Source organism: Streptomyces sp. NPDC005302 (assembly GCF_040607345.1).
Taxonomy (GTDB): Bacteria; Actinomycetota; Actinomycetes; order Streptomycetales; family Streptomycetaceae; genus Streptomyces.
The window spans coordinates 235,095-256,844 of sequence record NZ_JBEXGN010000011.1; the positions used below are offsets into that span (position 1 = coordinate 235,095).

General features: G+C 67.0%; 14 protein-coding genes and 2 pseudogenes. 3 read left to right on the forward strand and 13 right to left on the reverse strand.

What is annotated here, in order from left to right:
- Positions 1 to 44: 44 nt before the first annotated feature.
- The 3 genes from ABZT74_RS19360 to ABZT74_RS19370 are packed head-to-tail and all read right to left on the reverse strand — an operon-like array spanning position 45 to position 1,793.
- Positions 45 to 686, reverse strand: coding sequence for a hypothetical protein (locus ABZT74_RS19360; protein ID WP_356177546.1), 642 nt, complete (start codon positions 684 to 686; stop codon positions 45 to 47).
- Positions 687 to 732: 46 nt separating this feature from the next.
- Positions 733 to 942 (reverse strand): DUF397 domain-containing protein, encoded by a 210-nt coding sequence (locus ABZT74_RS19365; RefSeq protein ID WP_356177545.1) that lies wholly within the window; start codon positions 940 to 942, stop codon positions 733 to 735.
- A complete protein-coding gene (locus tag ABZT74_RS19370; protein WP_356436334.1) occupies positions 939 to 1,793 on the reverse strand; it encodes a helix-turn-helix transcriptional regulator in 855 nt (284 codons plus the stop codon). The genes ABZT74_RS19365 and ABZT74_RS19370 overlap by 4 nt, the downstream gene beginning before the upstream one ends.
- A 434-nt stretch (positions 1,794 to 2,227) precedes the next feature.
- Here ABZT74_RS19370 and ABZT74_RS19375 point away from each other — a divergent pair.
- The 3 genes and pseudogenes from ABZT74_RS19375 (at position 2,228) to ABZT74_RS19385 (ending at position 5,218) form a co-directional block, all read left to right on the forward strand.
- Positions 2,228 to 3,253 (forward strand): annotated as a pseudogene (locus ABZT74_RS19375) (helix-turn-helix domain-containing protein).
- Between the two features lie 49 nt (positions 3,254 to 3,302).
- Positions 3,303 to 3,922 (forward strand): annotated as a pseudogene (locus tag ABZT74_RS19380) (Uma2 family endonuclease).
- A 63-nt stretch (positions 3,923 to 3,985) separates the two neighbouring features.
- On the forward strand, positions 3,986 to 5,218 hold the full coding sequence (locus ABZT74_RS19385) for a cytochrome P450 (protein WP_356436335.1): 1,233 nt from the start codon (positions 3,986 to 3,988) through the stop codon (positions 5,216 to 5,218).
- A gap of 127 nt (positions 5,219 to 5,345) precedes the next feature.
- Here the strand turns inward: ABZT74_RS19385 and tuf are convergent, their stop codons facing one another.
- The 10 genes from tuf to ABZT74_RS19435 form a co-directional block, all read right to left on the reverse strand.
- Complete coding sequence (tuf, locus tag ABZT74_RS19390; protein WP_355882066.1) at positions 5,346 to 6,539, reverse strand: elongation factor Tu; 1,194 nt, start codon at positions 6,537 to 6,539, stop codon at positions 5,346 to 5,348.
- A gap of 143 nt (positions 6,540 to 6,682) precedes the next feature.
- Positions 6,683 to 8,812 carry an elongation factor G gene (fusA, locus tag ABZT74_RS19395; RefSeq protein ID WP_355882069.1) on the reverse strand — a complete coding sequence of 710 codons (2,130 nt, stop codon included), beginning with the start codon at positions 8,810 to 8,812 and terminating at the stop codon, positions 6,683 to 6,685.
- 39 nt (positions 8,813 to 8,851) lie between these two features.
- A complete protein-coding gene (gene rpsG, locus ABZT74_RS19400) occupies positions 8,852 to 9,322 on the reverse strand; it encodes a 30S ribosomal protein S7 (protein WP_055517367.1) in 471 nt (156 codons plus the stop codon).
- 3 nt (positions 9,323 to 9,325) lie between these two features.
- Complete coding sequence (rpsL, locus tag ABZT74_RS19405; protein WP_003948652.1) at positions 9,326 to 9,697, reverse strand: 30S ribosomal protein S12; 372 nt, start codon at positions 9,695 to 9,697, stop codon at positions 9,326 to 9,328.
- Positions 9,698 to 10,292: 595 nt separating this feature from the next.
- The gene (locus ABZT74_RS19410) at positions 10,293 to 14,192 is read right to left on the reverse strand and encodes a DNA-directed RNA polymerase subunit beta' (RefSeq protein ID WP_356177540.1); all 3,900 of its coding nucleotides are present in this window, start codon (positions 14,190 to 14,192) and stop codon (positions 10,293 to 10,295) included.
- A 114-nt stretch (positions 14,193 to 14,306) separates the two neighbouring features.
- Positions 14,307 to 17,792 (reverse strand): DNA-directed RNA polymerase subunit beta, encoded by a 3,486-nt coding sequence (rpoB, locus tag ABZT74_RS19415; protein ID WP_356436339.1) that lies wholly within the window; start codon positions 17,790 to 17,792, stop codon positions 14,307 to 14,309.
- Positions 17,793 to 18,431: 639 nt separating this feature from the next.
- Entirely contained in the window at positions 18,432 to 18,812 is a 381-nt protein-coding gene (rplL, locus tag ABZT74_RS19420; protein WP_355882079.1) for a 50S ribosomal protein L7/L12, read from the reverse strand.
- Positions 18,813 to 18,922: 110 nt separating this feature from the next.
- Positions 18,923 to 19,453, reverse strand: a complete 531-nt coding sequence (gene rplJ, locus ABZT74_RS19425) for a 50S ribosomal protein L10 (protein ID WP_266456080.1) — start codon at positions 19,451 to 19,453, stop codon at positions 18,923 to 18,925.
- Between the two features lie 320 nt (positions 19,454 to 19,773).
- Positions 19,774 to 20,619: a DUF1396 domain-containing protein gene (locus ABZT74_RS19430; protein ID WP_356436370.1), complete on the reverse strand. Its 846-nt coding sequence runs from the start codon at positions 20,617 to 20,619 to the stop codon at positions 19,774 to 19,776.
- A 172-nt stretch (positions 20,620 to 20,791) separates the two neighbouring features.
- Positions 20,792 to 21,706 (reverse strand): hypothetical protein, encoded by a 915-nt coding sequence (locus ABZT74_RS19435; protein ID WP_356436342.1) that lies wholly within the window; start codon positions 21,704 to 21,706, stop codon positions 20,792 to 20,794.
- Positions 21,707 to 21,750 lie beyond the last annotated feature (44 nt).

A 21,750-nucleotide genomic window follows, 5' to 3' on the forward strand; every position in this document is an offset into this window, starting at 1 on the left:
GGGGTTCGTTTCCCAGGCGTCCTCGTGAACCTGTCTCGCCGGCGTCACACGGGTGCCAGCAACCGTTCCAGTTGCTCGTCGTACGCACGGTGGCCCGCCTTGACCCACTCCGGTGCGGTCGCGTTCGGGCTCAGGAGGCTGGGCAGTTGCGCGACCCGCCACATGCGGAACACCCCCTCCGGAGTGTTGCGCCCCGTGGCGTCCACGAGTTCGCAGACGATACGGAGGATCTCGGCGATCTCATCCGTCCCCTCCGCGACCTCGGCACCTGCCGCCACCCCGACAGCCACCAAAGCATCCAGCAGATGGGTTAGTTGGAGATCCGCACCCATGCGACACATGCGGCGCACCACCTGCGGGTCTTCCAGATAGGCCAGGTCCTCCGACGGCTGCGAACCCTGAGGTGCCCAGGTGACTCCCGCCGACCAGAGCAGCAGGGACCGCACGTCGACGGGATGGTCGCGCAGGTATCCCAGTTCGTGGGCCTCGGCCATGACCGGGTCGCCGAACCGGCCGACCGCCTGGGTGCCGGCGACGACCCGCGTCACCTCATCGCGCCTGAGGGCCAGGAAGTCCCCCACCGATGCCTCGGCCGGCCTCCAGGTACCGGTGTGGTTCAGCGCACCGATCTCCACGACTGCGCCCAGGGCCGCGAACAGGGGGCGGGCGTCGCTGCCTGGGTGCATCACTGCTCCGTCATTCGGGTGGGATGTGCAGCGGCGCGGGGACGGTTCAGCCCTGTGCGGCGAAGGTGACGAACGCCGTCCAGGTGGCCCGACCCAGGGCGAGGCGGCCATCGTCCGGCCGCTTGGAGTCCCGGACGTGGACCCCGGTCCGAGCGGTGGCCACCTCGACGCAGTCACTGGGGTTGCTGCTGTCGCTGTAGCTGCTCTTGAACCAGGTCAGATCGCGAGCATCTCCGGACGAGGTCTCCCTGGTCATGTCTCTCCCAGCGCCTGCTCGATGAAGGCCAGTGACTCTCCTGGCGAGAGTGCTTGAGCCCTGATGATGCCGTACCGCAGTTCGAGAATGCGGAGCTGCCTCGGGTCCGATACCGGGCGACCGTTGAACTCGTCGTCGGTGCGGCCCACCGCGGTGCCGTCCCCGAACTTCAGCACTTGGATCCGCCCCGCAGCGCCCGGGTGATCGGCGCGAGACGTAGGCATCACCTGAAGCTCCACGTGCGCCAACTGTGCTACACCCAGCAGGTGTTCGAGCTGACGACGAAGCACCATTGTGCCTCCGACCGGACGGCGCAGCGTCACCTCTTCCTGTACGAAGCTAAGTTCCGGCGCCGGTGACCGGTCGAAGACCGCGCGCCTGGCCAGGCGCGCGGCCACGGCCCGTGCCAACTCGTCCTGCGACAGGGTGGGTCGCCAGGTCGCGAACAACGCCCGCGCATACTCCTCCGTCTGCAACAGCCCATGGATGTTGTGGTTGCTGTAGAGCAACTGCTCGACCGCCCTGGCCTCCAACTGGGCCAGCTCCCGCACCTTCTTCGGGTAGCGGGCCCTCTCCATGTCCTCCTTGAACGCCGCGATATGCCCACCGGCGTTCAGAACCCCGTCCGCCCTGTCCAGGAACTCCGCCCGGGGAATCCGGGCCCCCCGCTCCACCTTGCGGACCAGATCCTCCCCGTAGCCGATCGCCTGGCCCAGCTCGACGACGCGCATCCCCGCGGCCTCGCGCCACAGCCTGACCTGGCGGCCCGCCGCCTCGACCACCGGGGCGATCTCGTCCTCGGGGCTGACGGCCCACCCCGGCTCGTCCGTACCGTCGCTGTTCACACCCACCCACCTCCAACGCCCACCGTTCCCGCACGGCACCCGGGACAGCCGGGACAGAACGGGACAGTGACCGGACAGTCCACGCGAGCACCCAGCGGGCACCCCGCGGGCACCGGAACCCTGCTTCACCGGATCGCGGATCTTCACGTTTCGGAGAACGGCGACGCGGTCGCTCGCGACGTAAAGAGTCTGAAAGTACGGGGGACAGAACCCCTCCCAACCCCACCAGCCCCCGTCGGCCGCCAGATCACCCGCAAGGGTGACAATCGCCAACTGAGCTGGATTCTGCGCACGTTGAGGGGCATATGCTCGCGGCGAACCACAACCGCAGCCTCACCACGGTGTGAGGGCAGACGCTGCACCGCGGACATACAGCGGCCCCCGGCCGGGACTGGCATCCCGATCGAGGGCCTCACCAACAAGGAAGCAAGACCTTCCCGATGGATACCCAAAACCTTAGCGCGCCCTCGTGCGCGCAGCCCCTGATTCCCCGGGGCGTCACCCACATCAACGTCCGGCACACCACCCGCTACACGGTGATCGGCAACCATCTCGCCCAGCACCGCGAGCTGTCACTCCTCGCGATCGGCCTCGGGGCCCACATCCAGTCGCTGCCCAGCGGGGCCCGCGTCGACATCAAGTCGCTCACGGCACGCTTCCCCGAGGGCTAGACACGGATCGCCGCCGCCTTACGGGAGTTGGAGGCGCACGGCTACCTCTCCCGTACGAGAGAACGCCTCACGAGCGGCCGGGTGGTCACGCACACGGTGTCGTACAACCAGCCTCGGGAATCCGCCGTACAGCGCGCCCGGGCCGCGCTCGCGGGCCTCCGGCATCCAGGGCGCGCACGCGTCGACCCCCTCCGCCCCCTGCGAAGCGACCCGATCCTCACCCACGCGCAGAGCGCCCCGGACGGCCCCGTCACGTGCGTCGCGCCATCCGTCGGGCCCCCCACCGCCCGCGCCGACTCACCGTTCGAGCGCCCCACCCCTCCGGTCGGGACACCCCCGGCCCCCGCCGTCCCTCCCCCGGCATCCGGCGAAATCCCCGAGCAGGCCCGACGCAAGCCGACGCTCCCCACCCCACAGACCCCCAGCCCGGACGGCGACCCCACCGCGGCCGACCTCCTCGCCGGCCTGCACCGGTACGACCCCCGACTCCTCCTCGCCGAACGCGACGTCCTCCGTCTCGCGCCCGCCGTCACCGCCTGGCTGGAACGCGGGCCCACCCCCGAGGCCGTACGCCGGGCCCTGACCGCGGACCTCCCCGAGCCGCTCCGCCACCCGGCCGCCCTGCTCGCCCACCGCCTGACCGAGCTGCTGCCGCCCCCGCTCCCCGCAACGCTCCCGCCCCCGCACCGGGACCCCCTCCAGAACTGCGACGGCTGCGACCGCGCCTTCCGCGCCCCGGAACCGGGCCACTGCCGCGCCTGCCGACACCGACCCCGGCTCGAGGGAGCCGCCTAGCATGAACGTGACGACCCTTGCCCCCGGGCAGAGACGAGGAGCGCACGCCATGAGCATCGTCCCTGACAACGCGCGGCGAGACGCCCACCACCTCTACCGGGCGATGCGCGAATTCCTGGAATCGATGGACGACACGCTTCCGGGCAAGTTCGAGATCACCAAGGAAGGGATCGTCCACGACATGATGGCGCCCGTCGGCCCACATGAACTGACCACCTTGCACCTCCGAAGGCGCCTGGAGAAGGTCATGCCGGAGGAGCTCGTGGCCCACACGGGCACTCCGGACGTGGAAGCCGAATCCGAGGGCATCATGCGGCATCCCGACGTCATGGTCATCGCGATGGCCGACATGGACGTCCCGGGTTCCATCGACGGACGGACGCTGATCGCCGCCATCGAAGTGGTGTCCCGCTCCAACCCTGAGAACGACTGGGTCGGCAAGACACGCGACTACCCGTGCCTCGGCATCCCGATCTACGCGATCTTCGACCCCCGCACCGCCACCGGCGCCGTACTCTCCGACATCCACCCGACCCCCGCTACGCCACCCGCAAGGACTTCCTGTACGGCGAGGACGTCACGATCGCCAACTGGACCATCTCCACGGTCGGGCTCCCCCGCTACGGAGACACCCCCACGGACAGCACCGCCACCGACCCGTCGTCCTGACCCCACCCGCCACCTGGCCCACTCCCCCGCGACACCCCACCCCCGCGCCCGGACAGTGGAACCATGGCTGAACAGACCACCCTGCTGACCGGGCAGAACCTTCCTCCCGTGCGGGACTGGACCGCGGGCGACGTGCAAGGGAGCGACTTCGATCCCGTGCTGGCGGAGCTGATGCAGGACGGGCCCCTGGCCCGGATCCGGCTGCCGCACGGAGAGGGCTGGGCCTGGCTGGCCACCCGGTACGACGACGTACGGATGATCGCGAGCGACCCCCGGTTCAGCCGGGCCGCGGCCGTCGAACAGCCGATCACCCGGCCCGCGCCGCACCTCGAACCCGATCCGGGTTCCCTCGCCTTCGCCGACGGCGCCGAACACGACCGGCTGCGCCGCACCGTCGAGCGTGTGTTCTCCGCCGACGCCGTGCACCGTCTGCGGCCGCACGCGCAGCAGATGCTCGACGAGCTGGTGGACGCGCTGCTGCACGACGGTCCCCCCGCCGACCTCGTCGAACGCGTCCTCCAGCCCTTCCCCGTCGCCGTCGCCTGCGAGGTCATGGGTGTGCCGTCGGGCGAGCGACGTCAGGTGCACGCCTGGGTCCGGCAGATCAACGCGACCGAGGGGTGTGCCGACAGCACGAAGCGTGCCAAGGAAGCCCTGTCCGCCTTGTACGAGTGGATCGGTGCCGCGGTCCGCGAACGGCACGGCAGCACGGACGCGGACGTTCTCTCCGTGCTCGGCGCCGCCGTCGGACGCGGGGACATCAGCGAGGCCGAGGCGGTCGGGATCGCGGGACCGCTCCAGACCGGGGGCGACGCCGTCACCCACACGTGCGGGCAGATGCTGTTCCTCATGCTGACGGACACCGCGTTGTACGAACGGCTCCGCGGGCAGCCCGACGCCCGTACCGCCGCCGTCGACGAGCTGCTGCGCCACATCCCGCACCGCGCGTCCGTGGGCCTCGCCCGTATCGCGCTGGAGGACGTCGACGTGCACGGTGTCCGGATCTCCGCCGGTGAACCGGTCTACGTCTCCTACCTCGCCGCCAACCGCGACCCGGACGTCTTCCCCGACCCGGACCGGATCGACGTCGGCCGGGACGCCGGCGCGCACCTCGCGTTCGGCAGCGGACCGCACCACTGCACGGGTGCCGCCCTCGCCCGGACGCAGACCGAACTGCTGGTCGACACCCTGCTGGACCGGCTCCCCGGGCTGCGTCTCGCCGTGCACGTCGACCAGGTGCCGTTCCGCCGCCGCACCATGGTCCGCGGACCGCGGAGCCTGCCCGTCCGCTGGTGAGAGCGGTGGCGGTGCCGGCCGCGCGGGCGGCGACACGGCCAGGAACAGCGAGAGGGCCCGTACGACCGAAGTCGTACGGGCCCTCTCTGGAGCTCGTTGAGGAGCTACCAGGTCATACGGTCAACAATTACTTGTTGATCTTGGTGACCTGGCCGGCGCCCACGGTCCGGCCACCCTCACGGATGGCGAACTTCAGGCCCTCTTCCATGGCGACGGGCTGGATGAGTTCGACCTTCATCTCAGTGTTGTCGCCCGGCATGACCATCTCGGTGCCCTCGGGGAGGGTCACGACGCCGGTCACGTCCGTGGTGCGGAAGTAGAACTGCGGACGGTAGTTGTTGAAGAAGGGGGTGTGACGGCCACCCTCGTCCTTCGACAGGATGTAGGCCTGGGCCTCGAACTCGGTGTGCGGCGTGACCGAACCGGGCTTGATGATGACCTGGCCGCGCTCGACGTCCTCGCGCTTGATGCCACGGAGGAGCAGACCGACGTTCTCACCGGCCTGGCCCTCGTCGAGCAGCTTGCGGAACATCTCGATGCCGGTGACCGTGGTGGTGGTCTTCTCCTGCTTGATGCCGATGATGTCAACGGTCTCGTTGACCTTCAGGACACCACGCTCGATACGGCCGGTGACGACCGTACCGCGACCGGTGATCGTGAAGACGTCCTCGACGGGCATGAGGAACGGCTTGTCGACGTCACGCTCGGGGGTCGGGATCGCCTCGTCGACGGCGGCCATGAGGTCCAGGACCGACTGGCCCCACTCCTTGTCGCCCTCGAGCGCCTTGAGCGCCGAGACCTTGACGACCGGAAGGTCGTCGCCCGGGAACTCGTACTCGGAGAGGAGCTCACGAACCTCGAGCTCGACGAGCTCCAGGATCTCCTCGTCGTCCACCATGTCGGCCTTGTTCAGGGCGACGACGATGTACGGAACGCCGACCTGGCGGGCCAGGAGCACGTGCTCCTTGGTCTGCGGCATCGGGCCGTCGGTCGCGGCGACGACGAGGATGGCGCCGTCCATCTGCGCCGCACCCGTGATCATGTTCTTGATGTAGTCCGCGTGACCGGGGCAGTCGACGTGGGCGTAGTGACGGCCCTCCGTCTGGTACTCGACGTGCGCGATCGAGATCGTGATACCGCGCTGGCGCTCCTCGGGAGCCTTGTCGATCTGATCGAAGGCCGAGGCCTCGTTCAGGTTCGGAAACGCGTCGTGCAGCACCTTGGTAATGGCGGCCGTGAGGGTCGTCTTACCGTGGTCGATGTGACCGATGGTGCCGATGTTGACGTGCGGCTTAGTCCGCTCGAACTTTGCCTTCGCCACTGGGGTCCTCCTGCGGAGTGGTTCTGGTACGCCTTACTCATCGGCGCCAGGTGATCTTTGCTGGGATGCCGCCCGCCGGGGTTTTCCCTCCCGGGTCAGCCCCGGCGGTCGGTGTCAAGCCTAAAGCGTGTAAACGGGGTGTGTTACTCGCCCTTGGCCTTCGCGATGATCTCCTCGGCGACGTTCCTGGGAACCTCGGCGTAGGAGTCGAACTGCATCGAGTAGCTTGCGCGACCCGACGTCTTGCTGCGGAGGTCTCCGACGTAGCCGAACATCTCCGAGAGGGGCACGAGGCCCTTCACGACGCGAGCGCCGCTGCGCTCCTCCATGGCCTGGATCTGGCCACGGCGGGAGTTGAGGTCGCCGATGACATCACCCATCGACTCCTCGGGCGTGGTGACCTCGACGGCCATCATCGGCTCGAGCAGCACGGGGCTGGCCTTGCGCGCGGCCTCCTTGAACGCCTGCGAACCGGCGATCTTGAAGGCGAGCTCGGAGGAGTCGACCTCGTGGTAGCCACCGTCGAGAAGAATGACGCGGACGCCCGTCATCTCGTAGCCGGCCAGGATGCCGAACTGCATGGCCTCCTGCGCACCGGCGTCCACCGACGGGATGTACTCCCGCGGGATACGGCCACCGGTGACCTTGTTCACGAACTCGTACGCCGGACCGTCGGTCTCGGTGATGGGCTCGATCGCGATCTGCACCTTGGCGAACTGACCGGTACCACCGGTCTGCTTCTTGTGGGTGTAGTCGTGACGCTCGACGGTCTTGCGGATCGTCTCGCGGTAGGCGACCTGCGGCTTGCCGACGTTGGCCTCGACGCGGAACTCACGCTTCATACGGTCGACCAGCACCTCGAGGTGCAGCTCGCCCATACCGCCGAGGATGGTCTGGCCGGTCTCCTCGTCCGAGTGGACGTGGAAGGAGGGGTCCTCCTCCGCGAGACGCTGGATGGCGACACCCAGCTTCTCCTGGTCACCCTTGGACTTGGGCTCGATGGCGACCTGGATGACCGGCGCCGGGAAGTCCATGGACTCCAGGATCACCGGGTTCTTGTCATCGCAGAGCGTCTCACCGGTCGTGGTCTGCTTCAGACCCATCACGGCGACGATGTCGCCGGCGCCCACCGCCTCGATCTCCTCACGCTTGTTCGCGTGCATGCGGTAGATCTTGCCGATGCGCTCCTTCTTGCCCTTGACGGAGTTCAGCACCGCAGTGCCGGTCTCCAGGCGGCCCGAGTACACCCGGACGAAGGTGAGCTTGCCCAGGTGCGGGTCGCTCATGATCTTGAACGCGAGCGCGGAGAGCGGCTCGTCGAACGACGGCTTGCGCTTGATCACGAGCTCCGGGTCCTTCACGTCGTGGCCTTCGATGGCCTCGACGTCAAGCGGAGTCGGGAGGTAGCGCACGACCGCGTCGAGCAGGGGCTGAACGCCCTTGTTCTTGAACGCGGTGCCACAGAACACGGGGGTGACCGTGACGCCCTCGGACTTGCCGGACGCGATGGTGACGCGACGGATCGCGGCGTACAGCTGCTCCTCGGTGGGCTCCTGGCCCTCCAGGAACAGCTCCATGATCTCGTCGTCGTGCTCCGCGACGGTCTCGATCAGCTGACCGCGGTACAGCTCAGCGGCCTCGGCGTGCGTGGCCGGGATGTCGACGACGTCGTACATCTCGCCCTTGGCCGCCTCGGCGGACCACACGAGCGCCTTCATGCGGACCAGGTCCACAACGCCCTGGAAGTCCATCTCGGCACCGATGGGGAGCTGCATGATGATCGGGACAGCGCCGAGGCGGTCCTTGATCATGTCCACGCAGCGGTGGAACTCGGCGCCGGTACGGTCCAGCTTGTTCACGAAGCAGATGCGCGGCACGCCGTAACGGTCGGCCTGACGCCACACCGTCTCGGACTGCGGCTCGACACCGGCGACACCGTCGAACACCGTGACGGCACCGTCGAGGACGCGGAGCGAACGCTCCACCTCGACCGTGAAGTCGACGTGCCCGGGGGTGTCGATGATGTTGATCGTGTAGTCGTCGTCCTCGAGCGGCCAGTGACAGGTGGTGGCAGCAGAGGTGATCGTGATGCCACGCTCCTGCTCCTGCTCCATCCAGTCCATGGTGGCAGCGCCGTCGTGGACCTCACCGATCTTGTAGCTGACGCCGGTGTAGAAGAGGATCCGCTCGGTGGTGGTCGTCTTACCCGCGTCGATATGCGCCATGATCCCGATGTTGCGGACCTTGGCCAGGTCAAGTGAAGTGGTAGCCATAAGGCTTCGGTCTTCTCTCGGTCTCGATGTGGGTAGCGACTACCAGCGGTAGTGCGCGAAGGCCTTGTTGGACTCGGCCATCTTGTGGGTGTCCTCGCGCTTCTTCACAGCGGCACCAAGGCCGTTGGAGGCGTCGAGAAGTTCGTTGAGCAGACGCTCGGTCATGGTCTTCTCGCGACGGGCGCGGGAGTAACCGACGAGCCAGCGCAGCGCGAGCGTGCTGGCGCGACCGGGCTTGACCTCGATCGGCACCTGGTACGTCGCACCGCCGACGCGGCGGGACTTGACTTCGAGGGTCGGCTTGATGTTCTCAAGCGCGCGCTTCAGCGTGATGACCGGGTCGTTGCCCGTCTTCTCACGCAGACCCTCCATGGCGCCGTAAACGATGCGCTCAGCGGTGGAGCGCTTGCCGTTCATCAGAACCTTGTTGATGAGGGAGGTCACCAGAGGGGAACCGTAGACCGGGTCGATGATGACCGGGCGCTTCGGGGCGGGGCCCTTACGAGGCATTTTCTACTTCTCCTTCTTGGCGCCGTAGCGGCTGCGAGCCTGCTTGCGATTCTTGACACCCTGGGTGTCAAGCGAACCTCGGATGATCTTGTAGCGAACACCCGGCAGGTCCTTCACACGGCCGCCGCGCACGAGCACGATCGAGTGCTCCTGCAGGTTGTGTCCCTCACCCGGAATGTAAGCGGTGACTTCGATCCCGCTGGTCAGACGCACACGCGCGACCTTACGCAGGGCCGAGTTCGGCTTCTTCGGGGTGGTCGTGAACACACGCGTGCAGACGCCGCGACGCTGGGGCGAACCCTCGAGTGCGGGCGTCTTGTTCTTCTCGACCTTGTCCTGCCGGCCCTTCCGGACCAGCTGCTGGATCGTAGGCACTACTTCTCCGGTTTCTGTGTGCCGAATGGTGAAGCTAACCTGGAACATCGCCGACCCACGCGGTCGGGTGTGTCGAACACTGCAGACTTTCGCCGTGAAGCGAAAAGGGCGCAGATTGCGGCGGCCGCTTACGGCTCTCGTTGCGGTTTGAAGGCACGCACCAGAGCCAGGGCACACCCCAGGCACAAGGTCTGAGGGTACCTACCTCATGGACTTCGGTCAAAACAAATGCCGTGGTGCCCGACACGCCGGACTTCTCCCCATCCATTCTGGGCGTTCCCAGCCCCTCCCGCAGCCTCGCGGAGGCCCGGAACGGGCAGGTCGGTTGCGCTGTGCGTGAACACCCCGCGCGATGCTGACCGACAGCCGCCGAACGGTCACCACGCGTCGGGGGCCGGCACCTGAGCCCCGCTCACCGGCAAGGCCGTACGACGACGCTGGACCGGCTCCCACGGCATCCTCGGCACCCACGGCGGCCACGGAGGTCGAGAGCCCTCCTGGCGCCGCGGAACGCCTCCAAGGACGACGCATGCCGGAGGGCGGCCACCCCCACCGGGGATGACCGCCCTCCGTACTACTGCCTACTGCCTACCGCTTACTGGTTGTACGGACCGTAGTCGTAGTCCTCCAGCGGGACGGCCTGGCCGGAGCCGGTGCCGAACGGCGAGTAGTCGATGTCGTCGTAGCCGACGGCCGAGTACATCGCGGCCTTGGCCTCTTCGGTCGGCTCGACCCGGATGTTGCGGTAGCGGGACAGACCCGTACCGGCCGGGATGAGCTTACCGATGATGACGTTCTCCTTGAGGCCGATCAGGGAGTCGGACTTGGCGTTGATCGCCGCGTCCGTCAGAACCCTGGTCGTCTCCTGGAAGGACGCCGCCGACAGCCACGACTCGGTCGCCAGCGAGGCCTTGGTGATACCCATCAGCTGCGGACGGCCGGAGGCCGGGTGGCCGCCTTCCTGGACCACACGACGGTTCTCGGTCTCGAACTTCGACCGCTCGACCAGCTCGCCGGGCAGCAGCTCCGCGTCGCCCGACTCGATGATCGTCACACGGCGCAGCATCTGCCGGATGATGATCTCGATGTGCTTGTCGTGGATCGACACACCCTGCGAGTTGTAGACCTTCTGGACCTCTCCGACCAGGTGGACCTGGACGGCACGCTGACCCAGGATGCGCAGCACGTCGTGCGGGTTGGTGGCACCCACGGTGAGCTTCTGGCCCACCTCGACGTGCTCGCCCTCCGACACCAGGAGACGGGCACGCTTCGAGATCGGGAACGCCGTCTCGTCGCTGCCGTCGTCCGGGGTGACGACGAGCTTCTTGGTCTTCTCGGTCTCCTCGATCCGCACGCGGCCGGAGGCCTCGGAGATCGGGGCGACACCCTTCGGCGTACGAGCCTCGAAGAGCTCGACGACACGGGGCAGACCCTGGGTGATGTCGTCACCGGCCACACCACCGGTGTGGAAGGTACGCATCGTCAGCTGGGTACCGGGCTCACCGATGGACTGGGCGGCGATGATGCCGACCGCCTCACCGATGTCGACCAGCTTGCCGGTGGCCAGCGAACGGCCGTAGCACATGGCACAGGTGCCGACGGCGGACTCGCAGGTCAGGACCGAGCGGGTCTTGACCTCCTCGATGCCGTGCTTGACGAGCTCGTCGATGAGGACGTCGCCGAGGTCGGTGTTGGCCGGGGCCAGCACCTTGCCGTCGACGGTGATGTCCTCGGCCAGCGCACGTGCGTACACGCTGGTCTCGACGTTCTCCGTCTTGCGCAGCACACCGTCCGCGCCGCGCTCGGCGATCGCCAGCTTGAGGCCACGGTCGGTGCCGCAGTCCTCCTCGCGGATGATGACGTCCTGCGAGACGTCCACGAGACGACGGGTGAGGTAACCCGAGTCGGCGGTACGCAGAGCGGTGTCCGCCAGACCCTTACGGGCACCGTGGGTCGAGATGAAGTACTCGAGCACCGACAGGCCTTCACGGAAGGAGGCCTTGATGGGGCGCGGGATCGTCTCGTTCTTGGCGTTGGACACCAGACCACGCATACCGGCGATCTGACGCATCTGCATCATGTTGCCTCGTGCGCCCGAGTTCACCATCATCGAAACCGGGTTGGTCTTCGGGAAGTTCGCGTTCATCGCCTCGGCAACCTCGTTGGTCGCCTTGGTCCAGATCGCGATGAGCTCCTGCGTGCGCTCTTCCTTGGTGATCAGACCACGCTCGTACTGCTTCTGGACCTTCTCGTCCTGGTCCTCGTAGCCCTTGACGATCGCGCGCTTCGCGTCGGGAACGACGATGTCGGAGATGGCCACGGTGACACCGGAACGGGTCGCCCAGAAGAAGCCGGCCGCCTTCAGGTTGTCGAGCGTCGCCGCCACGATGACCTTGGGGTAGCGCTCGGCGAGGTCGTTGACGATCTCCGAGAGCTGCTTCTTGCCGATCTCGTAGTCGACGAACGGGTAGTCCTCGGGCAGCAGCTCGTTGAAGAGCGCGCGGCCCAGGGTCGTCCGCAGGCGGAAGGTGTCACCCTGCTGCCACTCCGGCTCGCCCTCCTCGCGGGCCGGCGGGGTCCAGCCGCGCGGCGGGATGGTGCCCACCGGGAAGCGGATGTCCACGCGCGACTGCAGCGAGAGCTCGCCGGCGTCGAACGCCATGATCGCCTCGGCCACGGAAGCGAAGGCGCGGTCCTCGCCCTTCACGTTCCGCAGGTCGCCGTCGGTGGTCAGGAAGAACAGACCGAGGACCATGTCCTGGGTCGGCATCGTGACCGGGCGGCCGTCGGCCGGCTTGAGGATGTTGTTCGAGGACAGCATCAGGATGCGGGCCTCGGCCTGCGCCTCCGCGGAGAGCGGCAGGTGCACGGCCATCTGGTCACCGTCGAAGTCCGCGTTGAACGCGGTGCAGACGAGCGGGTGGATCTGGATGGCCTTGCCCTCGACCAGCTGCGGCTCGAAGGCCTGGATGCCGAGGCGGTGCAGCGTCGGCGCACGGTTCAGCAGAACCGGGTGCTCGGCGATGACCTCTTCCAGGACGTCGTACACGACCGTGCGGCCGCGCTCGACCATCCGCTTGGCGCTCTTGATGTTCTGCGCGTGGTTCAGGTCGACCAGGCGCTTCATCACGAACGGCTTGAAGAGCTCCAGCGCCATGGCCTTGGGCAGACCACACTGGTGCAGCTTCAGCTGCGGACCGACGACGATCACGGAACGCGCGGAGTAGTCCACACGCTTGCCGAGCAGGTTCTGACGGAATCGACCCTGCTTGCCCTTGAGCATGTCGGACAGCGACTTCAGCGGACGGTTGCCGGGGCCCGTCACCGGGCGGCCACGACGGCCGTTGTCGAAGAGCGCGTCGACGGCCTCCTGGAGCATGCGCTTCTCGTTGTTCACGATGATCTCGGGGGCACCGAGGTCGAGAAGGCGCTTCAGGCGGTTGTTGCGGTTGATCACACGGCGGTACAGGTCGTTCAGGTCGGAGGTCGCGAAGCGGCCACCGTCCAGCTGCACCATCGGGCGAAGGTCCGGCGGGATGACCGGCACGCAGTCGAGCACCATGCCCTTGGGGCTGTTGCTGGTCTGCAGGAACGCGGAGACGACCTTGAGGCGCTTGAGCGCACGGGTCTTCTTCTGGCCCTTGCCGGTGCGGATGATCTCGCGGAGGCGCTCGGCCTCCTCGTCCAGGTCGAAGGACTCGAGGCGCTTCTGCAGCGCCGCGGCACCCATCGAACCGTCGAAGTACGTGCCGAAGCGGTCACGCAGCTCGCGGTAGAGGAGCTCGTCGCCCTCCAGGTCCTGGACCTTGAGGTTCTTGAAACGGGTCCACACCTCGTCGAGACGGTCGATCTCGCGCTGCGCACGGTCGCGCAGCTGCTTCATCTCACGCTCGGCACCCTCGCGCACCTTGCGGCGCACGTCGGCCTTGGCACCCTCGGCCTCGAGCTCGGCCAGGTCGGTCTCGAGCTTCTTGGCGCGGGCCTCGAGGTCGGAGTCGCGACGGTTCTCGACCTGCTGACGCTCGACGGAGACGTGCGCCTCCAGCGAGGGCAGGTCACGCGTACGACGCTCGTCGTCGACGTACGTGATCATGTACGCGGCGAAGTAGATGACCTTCTCGAGGTCCTTCGGGGCGAGGTCGAGCAGGTAGCCCAGCCGCGACGGAACGCCCTTGAAGTACCAGATGTGGGTGACGGGAGCGGCAAGCTCGATGTGGCCCATCCGCTCACGGCGCACCTTGGCGCGTGTGACCTCGACGCCACAGCGCTCACAGATGATGCCCTTGAAGCGGACGCGCTTGTACTTGCCGCAGTAGCACTCCCAGTCCCGGGTCGGACCGAAGATCTTCTCGCAGAAGAGTCCGTCCTTCTCGGGCTTGAGGGTGCGGTAGTTGATGGTCTCAGGCTTCTTGACCTCGCCGTGGCTCCACTGACGGATGTCGTCAGCGGTGGCCAGACCGATCCGGAGCTCATCGAAGAAGTTGACGTCGAGCACTATGCGTCAATCCCTCTCAGGGTTGTAAGTCTTAGGGGTCTGATACGGGGGTCCTGGGGCCGGCGGGCCTTGATCACCTTTTCCACAGGCGGTCAAGGCCCGGCCGGACTCCCGTCAGACCTCTTCGACGCTGCTCGGCTCGCGCCGGGACAGGTCGATGCCGAGCTCCTCCGCCGCGCGGAAGACGTCCTCGTCGGTGTCACGCATTTCGATGGACATGCCGTCGCTGGACAGCACTTCCACGTTGAGGCAGAGGGACTGCATCTCCTTGATGAGCACCTTGAAGGACTCGGGGATGCCGGGCTCAGGGATGTTCTCGCCCTTGACGATGGCCTCGTAGACCTTCACGCGGCCGGTGACGTCGTCGGACTTGATCGTCAGGAGCTCCTGGAGGGCGTAAGCGGCGCCGTACGCCTCCAGCGCCCACACCTCCATCTCACCGAAGCGCTGACCACCGAACTGAGCCTTACCACCCAGCGGCTGCTGGGTGATCATCGAGTACGGACCGGTCGACCGGGCGTGCAGCTTGTCGTCGACCAGGTGGTGGAGCTTGAGGATGTACATGTAGCCGATCGAGATCGGGTCCGGGAACGGCTCACCCGAGCGGCCGTCGAACAGCCTCGCCTTGCCGGACGGGAGGACCAGACGGTCACCGTCGCGGTTGGGCAGGGTGTGCTCGAAGAGACCCGCGAGCTCGTCCTCACGCGCACCGTCGAAGACGGGGGTGGCGACGTTCGTGCGCGGCGGAACCTGGTCGGCACCGATGGCCTGCAGGCGCTGCGCCCACTCCTCCTCGAGTCCGGAGACGTCCCAGCCGCGGCTGGCGAGCCAGCCGAGGTGGATCTCCAGGACCTGTCCCGGGTTCATTCGGGACGGGACACCCAGCGGGTTGAGGATGATGTCGACCGGGGTGCCGTCCTCCAGGAACGGCATGTCCTCGATCGGCAGGATCTTCGAGATGACACCCTTGTTGCCGTGACGGCCGGCGAGCTTGTCACCGTCCGTGATCTTGCGCTTCTGCGCCACGTAGACACGAACCAGCTGGTTCACGCCCGGCGGCAGCTCGTCGCCCTCTTCACGGTCGAAGACGCGGACACCGATGACCTTGCCGATCTCGCCGTGCGGGACCTTCAGGGAGGTGTCGCGGACCTCACGGGCCTTCTCACCGAAGATCGCGCGCAGCAGGCGCTCCTCCGGCGTCAGCTCGGTCTCGCCCTTGGGCGTGACCTTGCCGACGAGGATGTCGCCGGCGACGACCTCGGCACCGATACGGATGATGCCGCGCTCGTCGAGGTCGGCGAGGACCTCTTCGGAGACGTTCGGGATGTCCCGGGTGATCTCCTCGGGGCCGAGCTTGGTGTCACGGGCGTCGACCTCGTGCTCCTCGATGTGGATCGAGGAGAGGACGTCGTCCTGCACGAGGCGCTGCGACAGGATGATCGCGTCCTCGTAGTTGTGACCCTCCCACGGCATGAACGCCACGAGCAGGTTCTTGCCGAGCGCCATCTCGCCGTGTTCGGTCGCGGGACCGTCGGCCAGGACCTGGCCCTCGATCACGCGGGCGCCCTCGTCCACGACAACCTTCTGGTTGACGGAGGTGCCCTGGTTCGACCGGGAGAACTTGTGCAGGCGGTACGTGGTGTACGTGCCGTCGTCGTTGGCGGTGGTGATGTAGTCCGCGGAGACCTCCTGGACCACACCGTCCTTCTCCGACTTCAGGACGTCACCGGCGTCGACCGCGCAGCGGTACTCCATGCCGGTGCCGACCAGCGGCGCCTCGGACTTGATGAGCGGAACGGCCTGACGCATCATGTTCGCGCCCATGAGGGCACGGTTGGCGTCGTCGTGCTCCAGGAACGGGATCATGGCGGTCGCGACCGACACCATCTGGCGCGGGGAGACGTCCATGTAGTCGACGTCGTCACCGGGGACGTAGTCGACCTCTCCGCCACGACGGCGGACCAGGACGCGGGACTCCTCGAAGCGGAACTCGTCCGACAGCGGCGCGTTGGCCTGCGCGATGACGAATCGGTCCTCTTCGTCGGCCGTCAGGTAGTCGACCTCGTCGGTGACGACGCCACCGGTGACCTTGCGGTACGGGGTCTCGACGAAACCGAACGCGTTGACCCGGCCGTAGGAGGCGAGCGAGCCGATCAGGCCGATGTTCGGGCCTTCGGGGGTCTCGATCGGGCACATGCGGCCGTAGTGCGACGGGTGCACGTCACGGACCTCGAAGCCGGCCCGCTCACGGGAGAGACCACCCGGACCGAGCGCCGACAGGCGGCGCTTGTGGGTGAGACCCGACAGCGGGTTGTTCTGGTCCATGAACTGCGACAGCTGGCTGGTGCCGAAGAACTCCTTGATGGAGGCGACGACCGGCCGGATGTTGATCAGGGTCTGCGGCGTGATCGCCTCGACGTCCTGAGTCGTCATGCGCTCGCGGACGACGCGCTCCATACGAGCCAGACCCGTGCGGACCTGGTTCTGGATGAGCTCGCCGACGTTGCGCAGACGACGGTTGCCGAAGTGGTCGATGTCGTCGGTCTCGACGACGATCGTCGTGCCGTTGTCACCAACGGTCTCGGTCTCACCGGCGTGCAGCTTCACCAGGTACTTGATCGACGAGATGATGTCCTCGACGGTCAGGATCCCGGCGTCCAGCGGCGCGGTTCCGGCCAGCTTCTTGTTGACCTTGTACCGGCCGACCTTGGCGAGGTCGTAGCGCTTCGGGTTGAAGTAGAGGTTCTCCAGAAGCGTCTGCGCGGCCTCGCGGGTGGGCGGTTCGCCCGGACGCAGCTTGCGGTAGATGTCGAGCAGCGCGTCGTCCTGGCCCTGGGTGTGGTCCTTCTCCAGGGTGGCGCGCATGGATTCGTACTCGCCGAACTCCTCGAGGATCTGCTCGGTGGTCCAGCCGAGAGCCTTCAGGAGAACGGTGACGGACTGCTTGCGCTTGCGGTCGATGCGGACACCGACCATGTCGCGCTTGTCGATCTCCATCTCCAGCCAGGCACCCCGGGAAGGGATGACCTTGGTGGAGAAGATGTCCTTGTCGGACGTCTTGTCGATGGAGGAGTCGAAGTAGACACCCGGCGAGCGGACCAGCTGCGACACGACGACACGCTCGGTGCCGTTGATGACGAAGGTGCCCTTGTTGGTCATGAGCGGGAAGTCGCCCATGAAGACCGTCTGGGACTTGATCTCGCCGGTCTCGTTGTTGGTGAACTCGGCGGTGACGAAGAGCGGGGCCGCGTACGTGAAGTCGCGGTCCTTGCACTCGTCGATGGAGTTCTTCGGAGGCTCGAAGCGGTGGTCGCGGAACGTCAGCGACATCGACCCACTGAAGTCCTCGATCGGGGAGATCTCCTCGAAGATCTCCTCCAGACCGGACTTGGTGGGGACGTCCTGTCCACTGTCCAGAGCCGCCTCGACACGAGCCTTCCACGCGTCGTTTCCGAGCAGCCAGTCGAAGCTCTCGGTTTGCAGCGCAAGAAGGTTCGGAACCTCGAGGGGCTCCTTGATCTTTGCAAAGGAGATGCGCAGCGGGGCGGTGCTGGCGCCGTTGTTCGTATTCGCGGTCGAGGCAGTGCGCGAGGCGGCCAAGAGGGGGTCCTTCCGAGGGCTCGGACTCACTACGCGCGTACCGGTCCCATGTCGGACACAGCATCGGGCCTTTCTCTGTCCGGCCGGATAAGGCCAGGTCAGAGATGATCCGATCGTCGATGCTCCAGCATGGGTATGCCCCTGGTGACGGGCAGGAGGCAGCTAACAGGCAGCGCAAAGGGTCAGTGTAGCCACTCGGCCCACTGATGTCCAGTCCCGGTTTTTGAGACCCTCTTCGTCGTCCTCAACACCTGCCGCAAGCCATGCCCTCGATGCACATCGATACTGCCCTCTTCGCCGCCGATCCATGCCTCGGATACGGATCGTTGTGACGACGCGTCCTGAGAATTGCGCGCTCCGTGCGGTTCGTCAAGGCCCCCCAGGCCCAAAGCGTGTGCCGCGATCGTCACGTCCGGCCCGTCCCGCAACCCGTCTCTCTGCCTGTCACAGGGCCGCGGGGGCACAACGAAGATCACCATACTCGCCGTGACCTGCAGTGCAAGGCAGCCGCTTCGGGGACCCCCGGCAACGCCGAAGAGCGACCACCCAGTTGGGTGATCGCTCTTCGGTGCGTCAGCGTTACAGCGCTACACGAGCGGCTGTGACAGCTTCACAGGAGCCCTTGAGAGGCTCGTCGAGTTACTTGACCTCGACGGAGGCGCCGGCGCCCTTGAGGGACTCGGCAGCCTTCTCGGCGGCCTCCTTGGCGACCTTCTCGAGGACCGGCTTCGGAGCGCCGTCGACGAGGTCCTTGGCCTCCTTCAGACCCAGCGAGGTGAGCTCACGCACGACCTTGATGACCTGGATCTTCTTCTCGCCGGCACCCGTGAGGATGACGTCGAACTCGTCCTGCTCCTCGGCGGCCTCAGCGGCGGCGGCGGGGCCGGCCGGGGCAGCGGCAACCGCGGCGGCGGCGGTGACGTCGAACTTCTCCTCGAAGGCCTTCACGAACTCGGAGAGCTCGATGAGGGTGAGGGACTCGAACTGCGCGAGCAGCTCTTCCTGGGACAGCTTCGCCATGATGGCGTCCTTCCACTAATTCGGCAGGTGCCGGGATGTACTGGTGAGGCGGGCGTACGTTCGGCCCGCTGCGACCGTCGCCTCAGGCGGCGGTCAATGCGCGAGCCGAATTACTCGGCACCGCCCTGCTCTTCGAGCTTGACGCGAAGCGCCTCCGCAGTGCGGACGAACTTCGACGGGAGCGCCTGGAAGAGCTGCGCAGCCTGAGTCTGCTTGCCCTTCATGGCACCCGCCAGCTTGGCGAGCAGAACCTCGCGGGACTCGAGGTCCGCAAGCTTCTTGATCTCGTCGGCGGACAGCGCCTTGCCGTCAAGGACACCGCCCTTGATGACGAGGTTCGGGTTGTCCTTGGCGAAGTCACGAAGACCCTTCGCCGACGTCACCGGGTCACCGGTGATGAAGGCGACCGCCGTCGGACCGTTGAACAGGTCGTCGAGCGTAGAGATCCCGGCCTCGTTGGCCGCAATCTTGGTCAGCGTGTTCTTCACCACGGCGTACTGGGCGTCTTCACCGAGCGAACGACGCAGCGTCTTGAGCTGCGCCACGGTGAGACCCCGGTACTCGGTCAGCACGGCAGCGTTCGAGCTACGGAACTGGTCCGCGAGCTCGGCTACCGCGGCAGCCTTGTCGGGCCTTGCCATAAGCGTGGCCTCCTTCCGGGTGATGAGGACCGCTCAGAAGGGGCCGACAAAACAAAACGCCCCGGCGCAGGCGCACGGGGCGTAGCTCTACCGGATGATCCGCACGCGTGGCAGCGGGTTCCGGGAACATGTCCACAGTCACCTACGCGGGTCGTCCGCAGTTTCAGCGGATCCTTCGGCCACCACGCCCTCTTGCGAGAACGAGGCAACGACCAGCGGTCTTTGGCTTCTCGTGGAGAGTACGTGAACCGAACTCCGTGAAGCAAATCCGGCCGAACGGCCCAGTACAGACGGGCGCCGGCCGGACCCGCTCACGCGGGTCAGCCCGCTTGGGCGCCCTTCATCATCTCGGCGAGATCGGCGGTGTCCTTGGCGGGCGGGGCCTTCACCGTCACCGGCTTGTTGTAGTCGAGGAAGGTGATGGTCATGTCGAGCGGACCCTTCTCGGCGGTCCCCCGCATACGGAACTGCTTGGTGCGGCTCCCGCCGTCGATCCAGGCGTCCATCGTGATCGCGTCGATGCCCATCTTCTCGTACTGCTCAAGGCTCTTCTCGCGCTGCTCGCGGGTGGCCTTGCTCTCGCTCTTCAGCGTCTTGCGCAGCCCGTCGAGAGTGATCGATCCCTTGTAGTGCGTGGTCTTCACGCCCTCGACGGTCTCGGTGCCGACCTTCTTCACGTTCTTCGAGCCGGTGAGGAAGGTGGACTCGGCCGCCGGGTTCTTGTCGGCCTCGCCGCCGCCGAGCTGGTCGGCGCTCACCCCCTTGCCGGCGCCGAGCGCGGACATGTCGAACTTGATCCAGCTCTTGCCGTCCATCTCCTTGGCGGCCTGCGCGCCGCCGCCTATGTACATCGCGCCGTCCACCAGGCGCATCTCGACCGGGCCGTCGGTGCCCGAGTCCGCGGCCGTCATCTTCATGCTCATGGCCAGCGGCTTCATGCTCATCGACGCTTCGGCGGTGACCCGGCCCTCTTCCGGGACCTTGCCGGCCATCCGGTAGTGCAAGGAGGTGATGTCCTCGGTGTTCTTCGCGGCCTTCGCCACGGCCGCGGCGGGCGTCATCTCCGGCGACTGGTCGGTGCCCTTGGAACAGGCCACCGCTCCCCCGCCCAGGACCAGCGCCGCGAGGGCCGCGCCGGTCGCTCCGCGTCGTACCGAGGTGTGCACAGCAGGTCTCATGATTCCCCCCAGGAAACAGATGAGCGATTCACAGATTCAGATGTGGCATGAACATACCGGAGGGGTACGACAGGACCCTCAGGGTTTTCGGCGCCCTCACGGCCGCCGCGGGGCCGTCTCCGGGCCGCTGCGAGGGCGTTCCGGAGGCGGCCTCCAGGGGTCAGGACGTGGCCCCTCCGGCGGCTCCCTGGGCCTTCAGGAGGTCCTTGAAGTCGGCGGTGTCGGAGGCCGGGGGCTTCTCGGCGGAGACCTTCGTCCCGTAGTCGCTGTAGTACGCCGTCGAGGTCATGGTGCCGCTCGTCAGCTCGCCCTTCTCGACCTTCTTGACGAGCAGGTCGTCGCCGTCGACCCAGATGTCGACCTTCTCCGTGCTGACGCCGGCCGTGGTGAGCTGCTTCTTGAGGTCGGCGAGCTGCCCGGCGCTGAGGTGGGACGACCTGGTCGCGAGGTCCGCCACGTCGACCGTGCCGGAGTAGTGCGTGGTCCGCCGGCCGCGCACGCTCTCCGAGCCGACCTTGTGGACGTCCCCGGAGGCCAGCAGGAGCTTCACCGACTGGTTCGGCGTGGTGTTCTGCATCTGGTCCTTCAGATACGCGCCCGAGCTGCCGCCGAACTGGGCGAGGTCGTCGTACGCGTACCGGATCCAGTGCTTGCCGCCCGACTGCCGGGCGAACGTGTCGCTCATCCGCGCGTAGTACGCGTCGGAGAGGTACCGGGCCTGCATCGAGGTGCTGCCGGTCCGCCGCATGGTGTCGGCGAGCGTGCCGCCCGTGTACGTGATGGTCATCGTGCCGGTGAGGCCGTCGGCCCAGCCCATGACTCCGTCGGCCTTCATGTCCATCAGCGTGCCCATGGACGTCGTGGACTCGACCTTCGCGGAGTCCGCGCCGTCGGTGGACCGCTCCGCGGAGCGCAGGGCCGCTATCGGGCTGACGCGGGTGGTGCCCTTGTGCACCGCCTTGCCGTCCTTGCCCGAACTCCCGGACGAGTCCGACGAGTTGCAGGCGGTCACGCCCCCGAGCGCGGCGGTCAGCGCGATCGCGAGGGTCACCCGGCGCACGATGATGCTCTTCATTCGTCCCCACCCCTATGTGATTCCTGTGACCGCACGCTGACGCG

What these genes read in the sequence shown, in the direction of transcription:
- ABZT74_RS19360 (WP_356177546.1), bottom strand. Translation starts at nt 686, where the DNA reads ATGCACCCAGGCAGCGACGCCCGCCCCCTGTTCGCGGCCCTGGGCGCA.
- ABZT74_RS19365 (WP_356177545.1), bottom strand. Translation starts at nt 942, where the DNA reads ATGACCAGGGAGACCTCGTCCGGAGATGCTCGCGATCTGACCTGGTTC.
- ABZT74_RS19385 (WP_356436335.1), top strand. Translation starts at nt 3,986, where the DNA reads ATGGCTGAACAGACCACCCTGCTGACCGGGCAGAACCTTCCTCCCGTG.
- fusA (WP_355882069.1), bottom strand. Translation starts at nt 8,812, where the DNA reads ATGGCTACCACTTCACTTGACCTGGCCAAGGTCCGCAACATCGGGATC.
- rpsG (WP_055517367.1), bottom strand. Translation starts at nt 9,322, where the DNA reads ATGCCTCGTAAGGGCCCCGCCCCGAAGCGCCCGGTCATCATCGACCCG.
- rplL (WP_355882079.1), bottom strand. Translation starts at nt 18,812, where the DNA reads ATGGCGAAGCTGTCCCAGGAAGAGCTGCTCGCGCAGTTCGAGTCCCTC.
- rplJ (WP_266456080.1), bottom strand. Translation starts at nt 19,453, where the DNA reads ATGGCAAGGCCCGACAAGGCTGCCGCGGTAGCCGAGCTCGCGGACCAG.
- ABZT74_RS19435 (WP_356436342.1), bottom strand. Translation starts at nt 21,706, where the DNA reads ATGAAGAGCATCATCGTGCGCCGGGTGACCCTCGCGATCGCGCTGACC.